Origin of the sequence: Klebsiella sp. HMSC16C06, assembly GCF_001808325.1 — a bacterium.
Classification (GTDB): domain Bacteria; phylum Pseudomonadota; class Gammaproteobacteria; order Enterobacterales; family Enterobacteriaceae; genus Klebsiella; species Klebsiella variicola.
The window spans coordinates 129,226-146,520 of sequence record NZ_KV793021.1 but is presented as its reverse complement, the minus strand read 5'-3'; the positions used below and the strand labels follow the sequence as shown (position 1 = coordinate 146,520).

Genomic DNA, 17,295 nt, shown 5'->3' with positions numbered 1-17,295 from the left:
TAACACGTAAACCGGGGGCGGTAAACGCCCCCATCATGGATCAGCGTGAGAGAAAATCTTCGCGGACCGGCGTGAAGGTATCGAGCAGCGTGCCGGGCTGCAGGCAGACGCAGCCGTGCATGATCCCTGGCTGCTTATACAACGTATCGCCGGCACTGACGACGCGCGTCTCCTCGCCGATGGTGAATTCAAACTCACCGGAGAGCACATAGGTGAGCTGTTCGTGGGGATGGTTATGCATCGGGCCGACGGCGCCGGCGGCAAAATTCACCTCCACGGCCATCATTTTTCCGTCGTGGGCCAGAATGCGGCGGGTTACGCCATTGCCGAGGTCTTCAAGGGTGGTGTCTTTATGGAAAATAAACATCGGGCGGTCCTGTTGTTAAAGTGAAACATTGTTTCATTTAACTTATCCCACTCTTCATGAAAAAGAAATACGCGGCCAGAGAAGTGGAAAGTTGATCACAAGTTTGCTTCACTGGCAGAAACGACATAAGGAGCAGAAGATGAAAACCATTGGCCTGTTAGGCGGCATGAGCTGGGAGTCCACGATCCCCTATTATCGGTTGATCAATGAGGGCGTTAAGGCGCGACTGGGCGGCCTGCACTCTGCCAGCCTGGTGCTGCACAGCGTCGATTTTCACGACATCGAAGCCTGCCAGTCCGCCGGCGACTGGGATCGCGCCGGGGAGATCCTTGCTGAAGCCGCGGTTGGGCTGCAGCAGGCGGGGGCCGAAGGCATTGTCCTGTGCACCAACACTATGCATAAAGTCGCGGATGCCATCGCCGCCCGCTGCCAGGTTCCCTTCCTGCATATTGCCGATGCCACCGGGCGGGCGATTGCCGCCAAAGGCCAGCGCCGGGTCGCGCTGCTGGGCACCCGCTATACCATGGAGCAGACCTTTTACCGCGGTCGTCTGCTGGAGCAGTTTGCCATCGAGACGTTGATCCCCGAGGCTGACGATCGGGCGCGGATCAATCAGATCATCTTCGACGAACTCTGTCTCGGCACTTTCAGCGAGGCGTCGCGGGATTATTATCTGCAGGTGATCGCCGCCCTGGCGGAGCAGGGGGCGGAAGGGGTTATTTTCGGCTGTACGGAAATTGGCCTGCTGGTGCCTGCCGAGCTCAGCCCGCTGCCGGTCTTTGACACTGCGGCGATCCACGCAGAAGACGCGGTCAACTTTATGCTCTCTGCAGGACCGACGCCAGCGGCGTGAGGATCTGCGGCAGACTCTCCTGCAGGTGTGCAACAAAGGCGTCGACCAGCGCCGATCGCGGGCGGTGGAGGGGGCGGATCAGGCTGACGGTAAACGGCACCTCGACGCTAAAGCGGCGCACCACCACGCCGCTATCGGCATAGTCCAGAGCGGTCAAGGGATTCACCACCGAGATCCCGGCGCCGGCGCGCACCATGGCGCAGATCGAGGCCGCGCTGTGGGTTTCGACCACCATCCGCCGTTTAACCTGATGCTCAAGGAACAGGGCGTCAAGCAGCTGGCGATAGCTGTCGGTGCGCGACAGGCTGATGTAGTTTTCGCCCTGAAAATCGGCGGGGGTCAGCGTCGTCTGCACCGCCAGCGGATGGCCGGCAGGCAGCACGCAGACTTCATTCAGCGTCAGCAGTGGGGTGCGTTCGGTGCCCGCCGGGGTATGCAGGGTCTCCGTCAGGCCGAGGTCATGGCGCTGGGCGGAGAGCCACTCCTCCAGCAGCGGCGACTCCTGGGGGACGATCTGCAGGCTGACCTCCGGGTAGCGAGCGAGAAACGGCGGCAACAGCAGCGGCAGAAAGGACTGGGAAAAGACCGGCAGGCAGGCGATCGACAGCTCGCCCTGGCGGAACTCGCGCAGGCTCTCGGCGGCGCTGACGATGCGGTCCAGGCCGTACCAGGAACGCTGAACCTCCTCAAACAAACGCAGGCCCTGCACCGTCGGTTGCAGGCGACCGCGGGTCCGTTCAAACAGCTGCAGGCCGAGCACTTTCTCAAAGCGCGCCAGCTCGCGGCTGACCGTGGGTTGCGAGGTGTGCAGCATCCGCGCCGCTTCGGTCAGATTGCCGGTGGTCATCACCGCGTGAAAGATTTCGATATGACGCAAATTAACGGCTGGCATGCGGTCTCCATGAGGCTCGGCTGTAACCATATCATTTTTGCATAGAGTCGCGATAAAACGATATTTTTTATTCGTCCGCCACTGTGGCGTAATCGAAAAAAAACAGCGACCAACACACGCACTGCACCGGAGTTCTTATGCCACACTCGCTTTACGCCACCGATACTGACCTGACCGCAGACAACCTGCTGCGCCTGCCCGCGGAATTTGGCTGTCCAGTCTGGGTCTATGATGCGCAGATTATTCGCCGCCAGATTGCCCAGCTCAGCCAGTTTGACGTGGTACGTTTTGCGCAAAAAGCCTGCTCTAACATTCATATTCTGCGTCTGATGCGTGAGCAGGGGGTGAAGGTGGACTCGGTGTCGCTGGGGGAGATCGAGCGGGCGCTGGCGGCGGGCTACGATCCGCAGCAGAATCCAGAGGATATCGTCTTTACCGCCGATCTGATCGACGACGCCACCCTCGATCGGGTGAAAGCGTTACAGATCCCGGTGAACGCCGGCTCGATCGACATGCTGAGCCAGCTGGGCGAGGTGTCGCCGGGCCATCGCGTCTGGCTGCGCGTCAACCCGGGCTTTGGTCACGGCCACAGCCAGAAAACCAATACCGGCGGGGAGAACAGCAAGCATGGTATCTGGTACAGCCACCTGCCGGCGGCGCTGGAAGTGATGCGTCGCTATCAGCTGCAGCTGGTCGGGATCCATATGCATATTGGCTCTGGCGTTGACTACGGTCATCTGGAGCAGGTGTGCGGCGCGATGGTGCGTCAGGTCGTCGACTTTGGCCAGGATCTGCAGGCCATCTCCGCCGGCGGCGGTCTGTCGATTCCTTACCGCGAAGGCGAAGAGGCCATCGACACCGCCCACTATTATGGCCTGTGGAACCGCGCCAGGGAGCAGATCGCGGCCCATCTGGGGCACCCGGTGAAACTGGAGATTGAACCCGGACGCTTCCTGGTGGCCGAGTCCGGCGTGCTGGTGTCGCAGGTGCGCAGCGTGAAAGAGATGGGCAGCCGTCACTTTGTGCTGATTGACGCCGGCTTTAACGACCTGATGCGCCCGGCAATGTACGGTAGCTATCACCATATCACCGCTCTGGCGGCGGATGGTCGCGATCTCAGCGCCGCGCCGCAGGTGGAAACCGTGGTGGCCGGGCCGCTGTGCGAATCCGGGGACGTCTTTACCCAGCAGGAAGGGGGCAAAGTCGAGACCCGCCTGCTGCCGGCGGTGGTGCCTGGGGACTATCTGGTGCTCCATGACACCGGCGCCTACGGGGCTTCGATGTCATCCAACTATAACAGCCGTCCGCTGCTGCCGGAGGTGCTGTTTGATGGCGGCAAGGCGCGGCTGATCCGCCGTCGCCAGACCATTCAGGAGCTGCTGGCCTTAGAGCTTATTTAAAAAAAGGTCCCGTCGTTACCGACTCGCGCAACACCAGCGTGCCGGTAAACGGCGGGATCGTTTCTATCGGCTGCTGGTTAGCAAGCTTGATCGCCTGATCGATAGCCGTGGTGATCATGTTGTCGATCGGCAGATAGACCGTCGATAGCCCCGGCTCCAGCCATTTCGCGCTTGGCGCATCGTCGAAGCCAAACAGCGACACATCCTGCGGAATACGCAGCCCCGCCTGATGCAGCGCCTTTGACGCCCCCAGCGCCATATCATCGTTACAGGAAAACAGCGCGCTGAAGCGGGCTTTCTCGTCCAGCAGTTCCCGGCACAGTTCGTAGCCGCGGGTCATCGTCGAGTCCCCGTACTTCACCCGGCTCGGATCCCACTCAATACCATGTTTTATCAGCGCGTTGCGGTAGCCCTGCAGGCGAGCCTGGCCGGTAGGGGTGTGCATCGGGACGGTCATGCAGGCGATATCGCGGTGGCCCTGGGTAATCAGATACTCAACGGCCTGAAAGGCGGCTTCCTGCTGCTCGAAGAACACGCAGCGTTCGCGGGCCTGCGCCACATCGCGGTTAATCACCACCAGCGGCATGGCGATCGAATTAATCAGCGACATGATCGCCTTTTCGCTCATGTGCCGGGTATAGAGGATGATCGCATCGCATTGCCGGTCGGCGAGCATCTGCACCGCTTCCTCTTCGCGCTCCGGCGTATCATGACCGTCAGTGACGATAAGCTGCTTTCCCCAGGCTTCCGTCTGGCGTGAAGCCTGCTGCAGCAGACGGCCAAAGTAGAAGCCGTCGAAGGTGGAGACGACCAGCCCGATACTATTGCTGGTCTGATTGGCCAGCGAGCGTGCGAGAAAATTCGGCCGGTAGCCCAGCTCTTCCATCGCTTTAAAGACCTGTTGGCGGGTGCTCTCTTTCACCTGACCTGTGCCGTTCAACACGCGGGAAACCGTCGCTTTCGAGACGCCTGCGCGAATTGAGACATCCAGCATTGTAGCCATTCATCGATTCCTGATTTCACGTGGTAAAGCGCAGTTTATCACAGACCGAAAAGGGACATATCGACGGGGCGGGGCGGAAAAACCATCGCGATCACGCTTTTGGCAGGAACTGACGAGCCGGCATAGTCTGGTATGCCAATGTCGATTCTATCGGATATTTGGGATACCACAGTGCGCGTTGCGAGCGCTGTCACAGAACTATTTTTGCCTGGCGACTATGTTTTGGTATGCCAAAAGTCTCTGGCTGTTCACCTGGCCGCAATAAGCCCTTTACTCTGAGGTACTCTTTTATGGCATTACAGGACAAACTGATCGACGCGCTGGGGCGTTTCGCGACGACATTCAACAGCTATCGCTACATTATGGCGATCAAATCGGCGTTTATTACTCTGATGCCGGTGATCATCGTCGGGGCCTTTTCGGTACTGATCTCCAATATGGTGCTGGATCCGAAGAATGGGCTCGCCAGCTTTTCCTCGCTCTCCTTTCTTGCGGCGCTGAAGCCGATCACCAGCGCGCTTAACTACGCCACGCTCAACTTCCTCAATATCGGCGCCGTGTTTCTGATCGGTATTGAGCTGGGGCGGATCAACGGCATCAAAAGCCTGTTTCCCGGCCTGCTGGCGGTGATCTGCTTTATCTGCGTCACGCCGACGACGGTGGAGATGATGGTCGATGGCCAGATGCACGTGGTGAAAGATGTCCTGCTGCGCCAGTTCTCCGATACCCGCAGCCTGTTCCTCGGGATGTTCATCGCCATTCTGTCAGTGGAGATTTACTGCTGGCTGGAGGGGCGCAAGGGACTGAAGATCAAAATGCCGGATACCGTGCCGCCGAACGTTTCCGCCTCTTTTTCGGCACTGATCCCGGCGATCATCACCACCACCGCGATCGCCACCCTGGGTTTTCTCTTTCACCAACTGACGGGAATGTATCTGTACGATGCGGTCTACCAGGTGGTGCAGCAGCCGCTGGAGCGGGTGGTGCAGAGCCTGCCGGGGATCCTGCTGCTGATGTTCGTCGCCCAGCTGTTCTGGGTGATCGGCATTCACGGCAACCAGATGATCAAGCCGATCCGCGAGCCGCTGCTTCTGGGGGCGATCACCGTCAATATGAGCGCTTTTGAGCAGGGAAAAGAGGTACCGAACATTATCACGATGCCCTTCTGGGACGTCTACATGAGCATCGGCGGCTCGGGGCTGACCATCGGCCTGCTGATTGCGGTGATGATCGCCACGAAGCGTAAAGAGATGAAAGAGATCGCCAAGCTGTCGATAGGCCCGGGGCTGTTCAATATTAACGAGCCGGTGATCTTCGGGATGCCGATCATGCTCAACCCGATCCTCGCTATCCCGTTTATCATCACCCCGCTGGTGACCGGCAGCATCGGCTATTTCGCCACCCTGACCGGCTTCGCCGGCAAGGCGGTAGTGATGGTGCCCTGGACCACGCCGCCGCTGATCAACGCCTGGCTCTCCACCGCCGGCTCGATGGGGGCGGTGGTGACCCAGCTTATCTGCATCGTGACCGCGGTGCTTATCTATCTGCCTTTCGTCAAAATCGCCTCCCGCCGTGCCGATGCCGCACAGCGTCAGGCCGACAATCAACAGACCGCCAACCCTGTCTGAGGAGCCTATGACTACCGTACGGATGACCATTCCCGATGATTTTATCCTTGGCGCGGCGGCTTCCGCCTGGCAGACCGAGGGCTGGAGCGGGAAAAAACCGGGGCAGGACTCCTGGCCCGATCTCTGGTACAAAAACGACCGCCACGTCTGGCATAACGGCTATGGCCCGGCGGTGGCCACCGATTTTATCAACCGCTTTCAGGAAGATGTGCAGTTGATGAAGCTGGCCGGGCTGACCCACTACCGCACCTCAATCAACTGGTCGCGCTTTCTGACCGACTATGAAAACGTCACGGTGGATGAGGAGTATGCGGCCTATTACGACCAGCTGTTCGATGCGCTGCTGGCCAACGGCATCACGCCGATGATCTGCCTTGAGCATTATGAATTGCCCGGCTATCTGCTGGAAAAGTATGGCGGCTGGGGGTCGAAAACGGTGGTCGAGCTGTTTGTGCGCTACGCGGAGCAGGTCTTTGCCCGCTACCACCCGAAGGTGACCCGCTGGTTTACCTTTAATGAGCCAATTGTGGTACAGACCCGGGTCTATCTGGATGCCCTGCGCTGGCCCTATGAGCAGAACACCAGCACCTGGATGCAGTGGAACTATCATAAGGTGCTGGCGACCGCCAGCGTCGTGAAGCGGTTTCGCGAGCTCGGCTATCCCGGGACCGTCGGCTGCATCCTCAATCCGGAGGTGACCTACCCACGCTCACGCGCCCCCCATGACCTGCGCGCGGCGGAGATCTACGATCTGTTCTACAACCGCATGTTCCTCGACCCGCTGGTGCACGGGGTCTGGCCGCCGGAGCTTCTTGCACTGCTCGAGCAGCATCAGGTGACGTGGGACGCCAGCGAGGAGGATCTGGCGATTATCCGCGAGCACACCGTCGATGAGCTGGGGATTAATCTTTACTACCCGCACCGGGTCAAAGCCCCGTCGCGGGCCTGGCATCCGCATACCCCTTTTCATCCGGCCTGGTATTATGAGCCGTTTGAGCTGCCCGGCCGGCGAATGAACGCCTCCCGCGGCTGGGAAATCTACCCGCAAATCATCTTTGATATGGCGATGCGGATCAAAAATGACTATCGCAACATCCCCTGGTTCGTGGCGGAGAGTGGGATGGGGGTGGAAAACGAAGGCCAGTTCCGTAATCGCGAAGGCACCATCGATGACAGTTACCGCATCCGTTTTATCAGCGAACATCTGTGGCACACCCTGCGCGCCCGCGAGGCAGGGGCCAACTGCCAGGGCTATATGCTGTGGGCGTTTACCGACAACGTATCGCCGATGAACGCTTTTAAAAACCGCTACGGGCTTATCGAAATCGACCTGCAAAACCATCGCGCCCGGCGACCCAAAGCCTCGGCGCACTGGTTTCGTCAACTGGGCGAACGGCGTGAACTGGTGCTGGATATCGATGATGAATACCGCTAGCCGGGGGCAATATTTGCTAAGATAGCGGCGTATTTGACTCGCAGGCATGTAACGCACAGGTGATTTTGTGGAAAAAGCGATAATTCCGCCGGAAAAGAAGCCCTATCAGGAGATTGGTGATGACTTACGCGCCCAGATCGCGCAGGGGCGCTACCCGGTCGGGTCGCGTTTGCCGCCGGAACGCCATATTGCCGAAACCTACGGCGTCAGCCGGACCATCGTGCGCGAAGCGCTGCTGATGCTGGAGCTGCAGGGGACGGTGGATATTCGTCAGGGATCCGGGGTGTACGTCATGCGTATTCCCCATGAAAACGACAGCGAAGAGGAGCAACTGCTCAGCAGCGACGTCGGTCCGTTTGAAATTCTGCAGGCGCGCCAGCTGCTGGAGAGCAATATCGCCGCCTTTGCCGCGAAAATGGCCACCCGCGCCGATATCGACAATCTGAAGCGGATTGTCGAGCAGGAGCAGCGGGCTATCGCCCTCAACGACACCGCGCAGGATAACGCTCGTCTGTTCCATCTGGTGCTGGCCGGGGCGACGCAGAACCAGATGCTGCTGGCGACGGTGGAGCGGATCTGGCTGCAGATGGACAGCAGCCCACTGTGGCAGCAGTTCAATGTGCATATTGCCAGCCGCGCCTGGCGGCTGAAGTGGCTCGGTGACCGACAGACGCTGCTCGCCGCGCTGCGGCGTCGCGATGTGATGGGCGCCTGGCAGGCGATGTGGCAGCATCTGGAAAACGTCAAAAACAGTCTGCTGGAGCTGTCCGATGAAGACGCCCCCGACTTTGACGGCTATCTGTTCGACTCGGTGCCGATTTTTCAGGGGAAGCTGGTATGACGATCCTGCCGCTGTACGCTGCGCCGCAGTACGCCCCGCAGGTAACCGACTGGCTGTGGCACGCCTTTGGCGGCGAGACGCTGCCGCGGGAGTTTTTCGCCAGCATTGTGCAGCATAGCCAGACGGCGGAGGCGCTGCCATTGACCTTTATTGCCGTGGAAGGCGAGCAGTTGCTCGGCACGATTGGCCTCTGGCGCTGCGACTTGATCAGCCGCCAGGATCTGTTTCCCTGGCTGGCGGCGCTGTACGTCGCGCCCGCCGCCCGCGGTCAGGGGCTGGCCGGAAAACTGCAGCGGCATGTGATCGATTATGCCCGCCGCGCGGGCTTTCGGGAGCTCTATCTCTACTCCGCCTGCCGGGATTTCTATGAACGCTTCGGCTGGCGCTACATCGGCGAGGGGCTGGATTACCCGGCCACCGCCGTGCATCTCTATCGCTACGATTTATCGCCTTCCAGCGGGGCGACCACCGAGTGACGGCGCACCAGCGTCGGGCTGAACAGGTGGGTGATCTCCGGAGCCGGGCGGTACTCCGCCAGGGCTAAGGCCAGCTCGGCCGCCTGGGTCGCCATGGTGACGATCGGGTAGCGGACAGTGGTCAGCCGCGGACGGACATAGCGCGAAATCAGGACATCGTCGAAGCCAATCAGCGAAATTTCCCGCGGGACGTCGATGCCGTTGTCGTTGAGTACGCCCATCGCGCCGGCGGCCATCGAGTCGTTATAGCAGGCGACGGCGCTAAAGTGGCGGCCGCGGCCAAGCAGTTCGGTCATTGCCAGTTCGCCGCCGCTTTCATCCGGTTCAGCAAAGGCGACCAGCCGGTCATTGCACGGCAGGCCGCTCTCTTCCAGCGCCGCGTAGTACCCCTGCAGTCGATCTTCCGCATCGGAGATATGGTGGTTTGAGCACAGATAGCCGATACGCGTGTGCCCCTGCTGGATCAAATGACGGGTCGCCAGCCAGGCGCCATAGCGGTCGTCCAGCGCCACGCAGCGGGTTTCATACCCGGGCAGGATGCGGTTGATCAGCACCATGCCGGGGATCTGCTTCATTAACCCCGCCAGTTCCTCATCGGGGATCATTTTGGCGTGCACCACCAGCGCCGCGCAGCGGTGGCGGATCAACTGCTCTATCGCCTGGCGTTCCTTCTGCACGTTGTGGTAGCCATTGCCAATCAGCAAAAAGTTGCCGGTGCGGTAAGCCACCTGTTCGACGGCTTTGACCATCGCGCCGAAGAAGGGGTCGGAGACATCACCCACCACCAGGCCGACGGTTTCCGTTGACTGTTGGGCCAGGGCCCGGGCGTTCGCGTTGGGATGATAGTTCAGGGTTTCCATCGCCGCGCCCACGGACTGACGCGAGGCTTCGCTGGCTTTGGGAGAGTTATTGATGACGCGGGAGACGGTAGCGACGGAGACTCCTGCGAGTCGGGCTACATCCTTAATTGTCGCCATACCATGCCTTTTATAGGGTAAGCGTTTACATACTGCTATGTTACGGGAAAGAGCGGCAGATTCAAGGCGCGGCGGCGAAGGAATGGCGCAAATGTGATTCAGGCCGGGCTTATGGGTAACCTGGTTACATTGACGTCATCGCTAATTGAAACCGACGCAGGGAAATACAAACCTTTGCTTACACTTTGCGATGCGCTGTTGCGAATGTTCGCTGGTTTGTTCGCGGACCCGGTTGATATTCTGGCTCTCCCAGAGGTATTGATAGGTGGAGTCAACGTCACGTTGACCACTTTACTTACACCAGCCTGCGCAGATGCGCAGGTTTTTTTTTGCCCGTTATCGGCGTTGTTACAGATAGCGAAAATCGTAATACCTGGTTGCACTTAGGCTCACTCCCTTGCGTTTTCCCGCTGGCCCGTTACGGCCAAAAAACGTGACAATCGAGATCCCAGAGGTATTGATAGGTGAGTTTCTTAGGTACGCTCTTCGTACTGAACGTCTTACACCGACCTGCGCGGATGCGCAGGTTTTTTTTATTCCGAAAATCTCCCCGCTGCACTGCTTTCCCATGCCTTCTCGTGTAACCTGCTTTGACTCATCACCGGTCACATGGAGTTGTTATGCTTTTGGGATTTTTCAGACTGCTGTTCAAGGGGTTATACCGGGTCAGACTGACCGGCGACACGCAGGCTTTATACCAGCAAAAGGTCTTAATTACCCCGAACCACGTCTCTTTCCTCGACGGCATTCTGCTGGCGCTGTTTTTGCCGGTCCGACCGGTTTTTGCGGTCTATACCTCAATCAGCCAGCGCTGGTTTATGCGCGCGCTGACGCCGATTATCGATTTTGTACCGCTGGACCCGACCAAACCGATGTCGATCAAACATCTGGTGCGGCTGATTGAGCAGGGGCGACCGGTGGTTATCTTCCCGGAAGGGCGAATTTCGGTTAGCGGATCGCTGATGAAAATTTATGACGGCGCCGCCTTTGTCGCCGCCAAATCGCAGGCGACCATCGTGCCGCTACGCATTGAAGGCGCCGAACTGACGCCTTTCAGCCGGCTGAAGGGGCTGGTGAAGCGTCGCCTGTTCCCGCGTATTCAGCTGCATCTGCTGCCGCCCACCCATCTGCCGATGCCCGAGGCGCCGCGCGCCCGCGACCGGCGGAAAATCGCCGGGGAAATGCTGCATCAAATCATGATGGAAGCCCGGATGGCAGTGCGTCCGCGGGAAACCCTGTATGAATCGCTGCTGGCGGCGCAGGACCGCTTCGGCGCGCGCAAACCCTGCGTGGAGGATATCAACTTCCAGCCGGATACCTATCGCAAGCTGCTGACCAAGACCCTGTTTGTCGCCCGCATTCTGGAAAAATACAGCCAGCGGGGCGAAAAGATTGGCCTGATGCTGCCTAACGCCGGCATCAGCGCGGCGGTGATTTTCGGCGCTATCGCCCGCGGGCGTATTCCGGCGATGATGAACTATACCGCCGGGGTGAAAGGGCTCAGCAGCGCGATAGCCGCCGCGGAAATCAACACTATTTTTACCTCACGCACCTTCCTCGATAAAGGCAAACTCTGGCATCTGCCGGAGCAGCTGACCCAGGTGCGCTGGGTATTCCTCGAAGATCTTAAAGGTGATATCACCCTCGCTGACAAACTATGGATTTTCGGACATCTGCTGGCGCCGCGTCTGGCGCAGGTTAAACAGCAGCCGGAAGACGCGGCGATGATCCTCTTCACCTCCGGCTCGGAGGGTAATCCGAAAGGGGTGGTGCACAGCCATAAGAGCCTGCTGGCCAACGTCGAGCAGATCAAAACCATCGCCGACTTTACCGCCAACGACCGCTTTATGTCGGCGCTGCCGCTGTTCCACTCCTTTGGCCTCACCGTCGGCCTGTTGACGCCGCTGTTTACCGGGGCAGAAGTGTTTCTCTATCCCAGCCCGCTGCACTATCGCGTGGTGCCGGAGCTGGTCTACGATCGCAACTGCACGGTGCTGTTCGGTACCTCGACCTTCCTCGCCAACTATGCCCGCTTCGCTAATCCGTATGATTTCTACCGCCTGCGCTATGTGGTCGCCGGGGCGGAGAAACTGCAGGAGAGCACCAAACAGCTGTGGCAGGATAAATTCGGCCTGCGCATTCTCGAAGGCTATGGCGTGACCGAGTGCGCGCCGGTGGTATCGATTAACGTACCGATGGCGGCGAAGGTCGGCACCGTGGGCCGTATCCTGCCGGGGATGGACGCCCGCCTGCTGGCGATGCCAGGCATTGAGCAAGGGGGGCGACTGCAGCTAAAAGGGCCGAACATCATGAAAGGCTACCTGCGGGTGGAAAACCCCGGGGTGCTGGAAGCGCCAGCGGCGGAAAACCAGCACGGCGAGAAGGAAGCGGGCTGGTATGACACCGGCGATATCGTCACCTTCGACGAGCAGGGCTATGTTCGCATCCAGGGCCGCGCGAAGCGCTTTGCCAAAATCGCCGGCGAGATGATCTCCCTCGAGATGGTGGAGCAGGTGGCCCTCGGCGCGTCGCCGGACAAAATGCACGCCACGGCGATTAAACAGGACGCCAGCAAAGGCGAGGCGCTGGTGCTGTTTACCACCGATAATGAACTGACTCGCGAAGCCCTGCTGCGCTACGCTCGCCAGCACGGAGTACCGGAGCTGGCGGTACCGCGAGATATACGCTGGCTGAAGCAACTGCCGGTGCTGGGCAGCGGCAAGCCAGACTATGTCACCCTGAAAAACATGGTCGACGAGGCGGAAACAACCCATGAGTGAGTCAGTACATACTAACCCTTCGCTGTACTCGAAAGGGATGCTGGCGGTGATCTGCGCCCAGTTCCTGTCGGCCTTCGGCGACAATGCGCTTCTCTTCGCCACCCTGGCGCTGATGAAGCAGCTCTATTATCCGGAGTGGAGCCAGCCGGTCCTGCAGATGTTGTTTGTGGGCGCTTACATTCTTTTTGCTCCTTTTGTCGGCCAGTTTGCCGATAGCTTTGCCAAAGGCCGGGTGATGATGGTGGCCAACGGTCTGAAGCTGCTCGGCGCCGGCTGCATCTGCTTCGGTGTCAATCCGTTTATCGGCTATACGCTGGTGGGGATTGGCGCCGCCGCCTATTCGCCGGCCAAGTATGGCATTCTCGGTGAACTGACTACCGGCGATAAGTTGGTGAAGGCTAACGGACTGATGGAGTCCTCGACCATCGCGGCGATCCTGCTGGGCTCCATGGCCGGCGGGATCCTCGCCGACTGGCACGTGCTGGCGGCGCTGATCGTCTGCGCGCTGGTCTACGGCGGGGCGGTAGTGGCAAACCTGTGGATACCCAGGCTGCCGGCGGCGCGCCCGGGGCAGTCGTGGCGTTTTAAGCCAATGACGCACAGCTTCTTCAGCGCCTGCCGCACGCTGTGGCGCAACGGCGAAACCCGCTTTTCGCTGATGGGGACCAGCCTGTTCTGGGGCGCTGGCGTGACCCTGCGCTTCCTGCTGGTGATCTGGGTGCCGGTGGCGCTGGGCATTACCAGCAACGCCATGCCTACCTATCTTAATGCGATGGTGGCGGTCGGGATTGTGTTGGGGGCCGGGGCGGCGGCGAAGCTGGTGACCCTGGAGACGGTATCGCGCTGTATGCCGGCGGGAATATTGATCGGTATCGCGGTGATGGCCTTTGCGGTGCAGCAGTCGCTGCTGCCGGCGTTCGGTCTGCTGTTACTGCTCGGGGTGTTCGGCGGGTTCTTTATCGTACCGTTGAACGCGCTGCTGCAGGAGCGTGGGAAACATTCGGTCGGGGCAGGTAACGCCATTGCGGTACAGAACCTGGGCGAAAACGTGGCGATGCTGCTGATGCTGGGGCTCTATTCCCTGGCGGTGAGCGTGGGCGTTCCGCCGGTCGCCGTGGGGATAGGGTTTGGCGCGGCCTTTGCCGTGTCCATCGCCGCGCTGTGGGTCTGGGGGCGGCGTAAATAACCTCCCGGCTTGCGCTGCGCTTAACCGGGCGACGGGTTCATCAATGTCTGCTCTTCGGTAGCCCGGGTGGTGGCGTATACGCCGCTACCCGGGGCTTTGCTTTCTTACGGTGCCGGGTAGGTATAAACCTGATGCACCGCCTCAATCTCCGCTAATACCTCTTCACTCAGTTCAAGCTGCAAACTTTCCACGTTGGCCTGCAGCTGCGCCATGGTCGTCGCCCCCAGCAGGGTGCTGGCGACAAATGGCTGCCGACGCACAAAGGCCAGCGCCATTTGCGCCGGATCGAGGCCGTGGCGTTTGGCGATATCCACATAGGCCGCTACCGCTTTCTGCGACTGCTCGCTGCTGTAGCGCGTAAAGCGGCTGAACAGCGTGTTACGCGCCCCTGCCGGCTTCGCGCCGTTGAGATACTTCCCGGTCAGTGTGACGAAAGCCGGGCAGGAGTAGGCCAGCAGCTCCACGCCTTCGAACTGACTCACTTCCGCGAGGCCGACTTCAAAGCTGCGGTTCAGCAGGCTGTAAGGATTCTGAATCGTCACGATCCGCGGCAGGTCGTGCTTATCCGCCAGGTGCAGATAACGCATCACGCCGAAGGCGGTTTCGTTCGACACGCCGATGTAGCGGATCTTCCCGGCGCGCTGGAACTCGGTCAGCGCTTCGAGGGTATCCAGCAGGGTCACGGCGGGCGCGGCATCAGCCCAGGTATAACCCAGCTTGCCAAAGCAGTTGGTTGGGCGCTGCGGCCAGTGTACCTGGTACAGGTCGAGGTAATCGGTCTGCAGCCGCTTCAGGCTGGCGTGCAGCGCCTCGCGGATATTTTTGCGGTCCAGGACGTGATTGGGCCGAATGCTGCTGTCGTTATTGCGCGCGGGCCCGCTAACTTTGGAGGCCAGCACCAGCTTTTCGCGATTGCCGCGTTTCGCCAGCCAGTTGCCGACGTAGGTTTCAGTCAGCCCCTGAGTTTCCGGGCGCGGCGGGACGGGGTACATTTCGGCGACATCGATCAGATTGATGCCGTTGGCAACCGCGTAATCGAGCTGCTGATGGGCATCAGCTTCGCTGTTCTGCTCGCCAAAGGTCATGGTCCCCAGCCCGAGGGTGCTGATTTCAAGTGAACTGTGTGGGATACGGTGATACTGCATAGCCAGCTTCCTTTTTATTTATAAGGTCAGGCATTCCCCGACAAAGGAGTATCAACATGGCAGAGGGTGAGAAAAAGAGGAAGTAAAAAATCAAAAAAGCCGGGTGACGAGGAGGGGCGGTGGGTGGAACCCGCGGCGTCCTGGTGTGTCCCGACTCTTCTCAAAAGACTGGTTGTCGGTAAGCGCAGCGTCAACAGAGGCTGGGGCCGACGGGGAAAGATTAACGCTTAATGATTTGCGAAACGTCGTCACGATTGATCTGCATTTTATTACCCTGCTGATCTTCGTAACTGATTAAACCGGTATCGTCATCCACGGTAGGTTTACCGTCGGTCAGGATCATTCGCCCATCTTTGGTCGCCATGACGTAATCGCTGCTGCAACCGGAAACCGAGAACGCCAGTCCTACGGCGGAAATCAATACTGCCCATTTTTTCATCGTCATCACCTCTTGAGTAGCTGCACCCCATACCCGTCTATTAATAGCCTGATTTGTGAGACATAAAAAGCAGTAAAGTCTGAAAAAGGGTTGCAGCCTGTGACCAGGCTGCAATTTTGTGGTTTACAGCGGGTTTTTCTTATTACGCAGCAGGTTAAGGCTCTCCACCGCAATAGAGAAGAACATGGCGAAATAGATGTATCCCTTCGGCACATGAACGTCGAAACTTTCCAGCATCAGGGTAAAGCCGACGAGGATCAGAAACGACAGCGCCAGCATTTTCACCGAAGGATGGCGGTCAACAAAATCGCCGATAGGTCGCGCGGCGAACATCATCACCCCCACCGCAATCACCACCGCCGCCATCATGATGAACAGATGATCCGACAGGCCGACGGCGGTGATCACTGAATCGAGGCTAAAGATGATATCCAGCAGCATGATCTGCACGATAGCGCCGAGAAAGGAGTGGACGTTGGTCTTCAGCCCCTCTTCTTCACCTTCGATAGATTCATGGATCTCTTTACTGGCTTTCCAGATAAGGAATAGCCCACCGAGCAGCAAGATCAGGTCGCGAAACGAAATCTCCTGACCGAGGACGGTGAAGAGCGGGTTGGTCAGTTTCACTACCCAGGCGATAGAGGCCAGCAGCGCCAGGCGCATGACCATCGCGCCCATCAAACCGATCCGTCGCGCGTGGGCGCGCTGGGCGGTGGGGAGCTTGGCCACGACCAGAGAGAGAAAAATAATATTATCGATCCCGAGCACGATCTCCAGCAGCGTCAACGTGCCCAGCGCCAGCCAGGCGTTAGGATCGGTTATCCATGCAAATAACATTGTTCAAAGTCCTGCAAAATAGAAAGCAGCAATTATATGCAAGCCCTAACGCAGAACAAAAAATTAATCGTGTTGTAACAAGAAATGGCGGGCGAGCAGGGCGGCGGTAAAATTCTTTTTCAGGTAAAAGCCGCGCGGCAGCGTCAGGATCGTCTCCCCGTGCGCGCCGATGGCCTCGGTCAGCGCCTTGCTGTTGGCGGCTTTCGGTCTTAACTGCAGCACCTCGCCATGGCGGGCGGTAATGCGCTCAACTTCGCCCAAAACAATGAGATCCATCAGCTCCTCCCAGTCCATGCGCAGCTGGCGCTCCTCGTCTTCGTCCGGACTCCACAGCAGTGGTGCGCCGACGCGCCGTGCCGCCAGCGGAATGGTGCGCTCACCCTCCACCGGGATCCACAGGACGCGCTGCAGCTTATGCCGCACATGGCTGCTCTCCCAGGTGACGCCGCTATTGCCGGTTAACGGGGCGACACAGACGAAGGTGGTCTCCAGCGGACGCCCCCGGCTGTCAATGGGGATCGTTTTGAGCTCGACCCCCAGCGCGGCGAAATCCTGCTCGGGTTTACTGCCTGCGCTGGCGCCCAGCCATAGCTCCAGCAGAATGCCCGTCCAGCCTTTATCGCGTTTCAGATCGCGCGGAATGGGGATCCCGGCCAGCGCCGCCAGCTCGCCCAGCGAATAGCCAGCCAGCTGACGGGCCTGGGCCAGCAACTGTTCCTGACTTTGCGGCGGCGAGGAGAGAGGGGCGATAGTGGGCATAGGGCGCTACCTTTGGCTAAAAAATGAGCGCTATTTTTGCGCGTTGTGGATAGAGTTTACCGTTTTCTGAGTAACTATACCAATGTCATGATTTATATGAGTTTTTAAACTTATTGCGCCGCGGGTGAAAACCGTGAAAACAGGTTTTCCAGAACTGGTCACTGACAATAAACAGGATCTTACACCATGTTATCCACAGAAAATTGGGATAACTGGGGAAAAGCCTCACTACTGGTTCGATTTACAGCCTTGACGTGCGACGAAAATCGAAATTTTA

At 59.1% G+C, this 17,295-nt stretch carries 17 protein-coding genes; 8 read left to right on the top strand and 9 right to left on the bottom strand.

Going from position 1 to position 17,295, the window contains the following annotated elements; genetic code table 11:
- Nucleotides 1-40: 40 nt before the first annotated feature.
- Nucleotides 41-367 (bottom strand): cupin domain-containing protein, encoded by a 327-nt coding sequence (locus HMPREF3142_RS23375; RefSeq protein ID WP_012540645.1) that lies wholly within the window; start codon nucleotides 365-367, stop codon nucleotides 41-43.
- Between the two features lie 139 nt (nucleotides 368-506).
- Here HMPREF3142_RS23375 and HMPREF3142_RS23370 point away from each other — a divergent pair, with 139 nt between their 5' ends.
- Nucleotides 507-1,220: an aspartate/glutamate racemase gene (locus HMPREF3142_RS23370; protein WP_008806343.1), complete on the top strand. Its 714-nt coding sequence runs from the start codon at nucleotides 507-509 to the stop codon at nucleotides 1,218-1,220.
- On the opposite strand, the gene HMPREF3142_RS23365 is transcribed toward HMPREF3142_RS23370, so the two are convergent.
- Nucleotides 1,186-2,112, bottom strand: coding sequence for a LysR family transcriptional regulator (locus tag HMPREF3142_RS23365; protein WP_012967277.1), 927 nt, complete (start codon nucleotides 2,110-2,112; stop codon nucleotides 1,186-1,188). The two genes, HMPREF3142_RS23370 and HMPREF3142_RS23365, sit on opposite strands and share 35 nt — an antisense overlap.
- Before the next feature lie 137 nt (nucleotides 2,113-2,249).
- Between HMPREF3142_RS23365 and lysA the strand changes: the two genes are divergently transcribed.
- Nucleotides 2,250-3,512 carry a diaminopimelate decarboxylase gene (gene lysA / locus HMPREF3142_RS23360; RefSeq protein WP_008806341.1) on the top strand — a complete coding sequence of 421 codons (1,263 nt, stop codon included), beginning with the start codon at nucleotides 2,250-2,252 and terminating at the stop codon, nucleotides 3,510-3,512.
- On the opposite strand, the gene HMPREF3142_RS23355 is transcribed toward lysA, so the two are convergent.
- Complete coding sequence (locus HMPREF3142_RS23355; RefSeq protein ID WP_162493303.1) at nucleotides 3,505-4,506, bottom strand: LacI family DNA-binding transcriptional regulator; 1,002 nt, start codon at nucleotides 4,504-4,506, stop codon at nucleotides 3,505-3,507. The genes lysA and HMPREF3142_RS23355 overlap by 8 nt on opposite strands.
- Nucleotides 4,507-4,805: 299 nt before the next feature.
- Between HMPREF3142_RS23355 and HMPREF3142_RS23350 the strand changes: the two genes are divergently transcribed.
- The 4 genes from HMPREF3142_RS23350 (at nucleotide 4,806) to HMPREF3142_RS23335 (ending at nucleotide 8,895) form a co-directional block, all read left to right on the top strand.
- On the top strand, nucleotides 4,806-6,143 hold the full coding sequence (locus HMPREF3142_RS23350) for a PTS sugar transporter subunit IIC (protein ID WP_008806339.1): 1,338 nt from the start codon (nucleotides 4,806-4,808) through the stop codon (nucleotides 6,141-6,143).
- A 7-nt stretch (nucleotides 6,144-6,150) separates the two neighbouring features.
- Nucleotides 6,151-7,578, top strand: coding sequence for a glycoside hydrolase family 1 protein (locus HMPREF3142_RS23345; protein WP_038421762.1), 1,428 nt, complete (start codon nucleotides 6,151-6,153; stop codon nucleotides 7,576-7,578).
- 67 nt (nucleotides 7,579-7,645) lie between these two features.
- Nucleotides 7,646-8,419, top strand: a complete 774-nt coding sequence (locus HMPREF3142_RS23340; protein WP_008806337.1) for a GntR family transcriptional regulator — start codon at nucleotides 7,646-7,648, stop codon at nucleotides 8,417-8,419.
- Nucleotides 8,416-8,895, top strand: a complete 480-nt coding sequence (locus HMPREF3142_RS23335; RefSeq protein WP_012540650.1) for a GNAT family N-acetyltransferase — start codon at nucleotides 8,416-8,418, stop codon at nucleotides 8,893-8,895. Before HMPREF3142_RS23340 ends, HMPREF3142_RS23335 begins: the two co-directional genes overlap by 4 nt.
- Here HMPREF3142_RS23335 and galR read toward each other — a convergent pair.
- Complete coding sequence (galR, locus tag HMPREF3142_RS23330) at nucleotides 8,856-9,872, bottom strand: HTH-type transcriptional regulator GalR (protein ID WP_008806335.1); 1,017 nt, start codon at nucleotides 9,870-9,872, stop codon at nucleotides 8,856-8,858. The genes HMPREF3142_RS23335 and galR overlap by 40 nt on opposite strands.
- 620 nt (nucleotides 9,873-10,492) lie before the next feature.
- Between galR and aas the strand changes: the two genes are divergently transcribed.
- Both aas and lplT read left to right on the top strand, forming a co-directional pair.
- Nucleotides 10,493-12,652, top strand: a complete 2,160-nt coding sequence (aas, locus tag HMPREF3142_RS23320; protein WP_032733767.1) for a bifunctional acyl-ACP--phospholipid O-acyltransferase/long-chain-fatty-acid--ACP ligase — start codon at nucleotides 10,493-10,495, stop codon at nucleotides 12,650-12,652.
- On the top strand, nucleotides 12,645-13,838 hold the full coding sequence (gene lplT / locus HMPREF3142_RS23315; protein WP_023323235.1) for a lysophospholipid transporter LplT: 1,194 nt from the start codon (nucleotides 12,645-12,647) through the stop codon (nucleotides 13,836-13,838). Before aas ends, lplT begins: the two co-directional genes overlap by 8 nt.
- Nucleotides 13,839-13,942: 104 nt before the next feature.
- Here lplT and HMPREF3142_RS23310 read toward each other — a convergent pair whose 3' ends face one another.
- From HMPREF3142_RS23310 to HMPREF3142_RS30140, 5 genes are all read right to left on the bottom strand, one after another.
- On the bottom strand, nucleotides 13,943-14,983 hold the full coding sequence (locus HMPREF3142_RS23310; RefSeq protein ID WP_070612766.1) for an NADP(H)-dependent aldo-keto reductase: 1,041 nt from the start codon (nucleotides 14,981-14,983) through the stop codon (nucleotides 13,943-13,945).
- Between the two features lie 220 nt (nucleotides 14,984-15,203).
- Nucleotides 15,204-15,422, bottom strand: a complete 219-nt coding sequence (locus tag HMPREF3142_RS23305; RefSeq protein WP_002915974.1) for a YgdI/YgdR family lipoprotein — start codon at nucleotides 15,420-15,422, stop codon at nucleotides 15,204-15,206.
- 123 nt (nucleotides 15,423-15,545) lie between these two features.
- Nucleotides 15,546-16,259, bottom strand: a complete 714-nt coding sequence (locus HMPREF3142_RS23300) for a TerC family protein (RefSeq protein ID WP_004205441.1) — start codon at nucleotides 16,257-16,259, stop codon at nucleotides 15,546-15,548.
- Between the two features lie 63 nt (nucleotides 16,260-16,322).
- Nucleotides 16,323-17,018, bottom strand: coding sequence for a DNA mismatch repair endonuclease MutH (gene mutH, locus HMPREF3142_RS23295; protein WP_008806331.1), 696 nt, complete (start codon nucleotides 17,016-17,018; stop codon nucleotides 16,323-16,325).
- 85 nt (nucleotides 17,019-17,103) lie between these two features.
- Nucleotides 17,104-17,247 carry a hypothetical protein gene (locus HMPREF3142_RS30140; protein ID WP_012540652.1) on the bottom strand — a complete coding sequence of 48 codons (144 nt, stop codon included), beginning with the start codon at nucleotides 17,245-17,247 and terminating at the stop codon, nucleotides 17,104-17,106.
- Nucleotides 17,248-17,295: the final 48 nt, after the last annotated feature.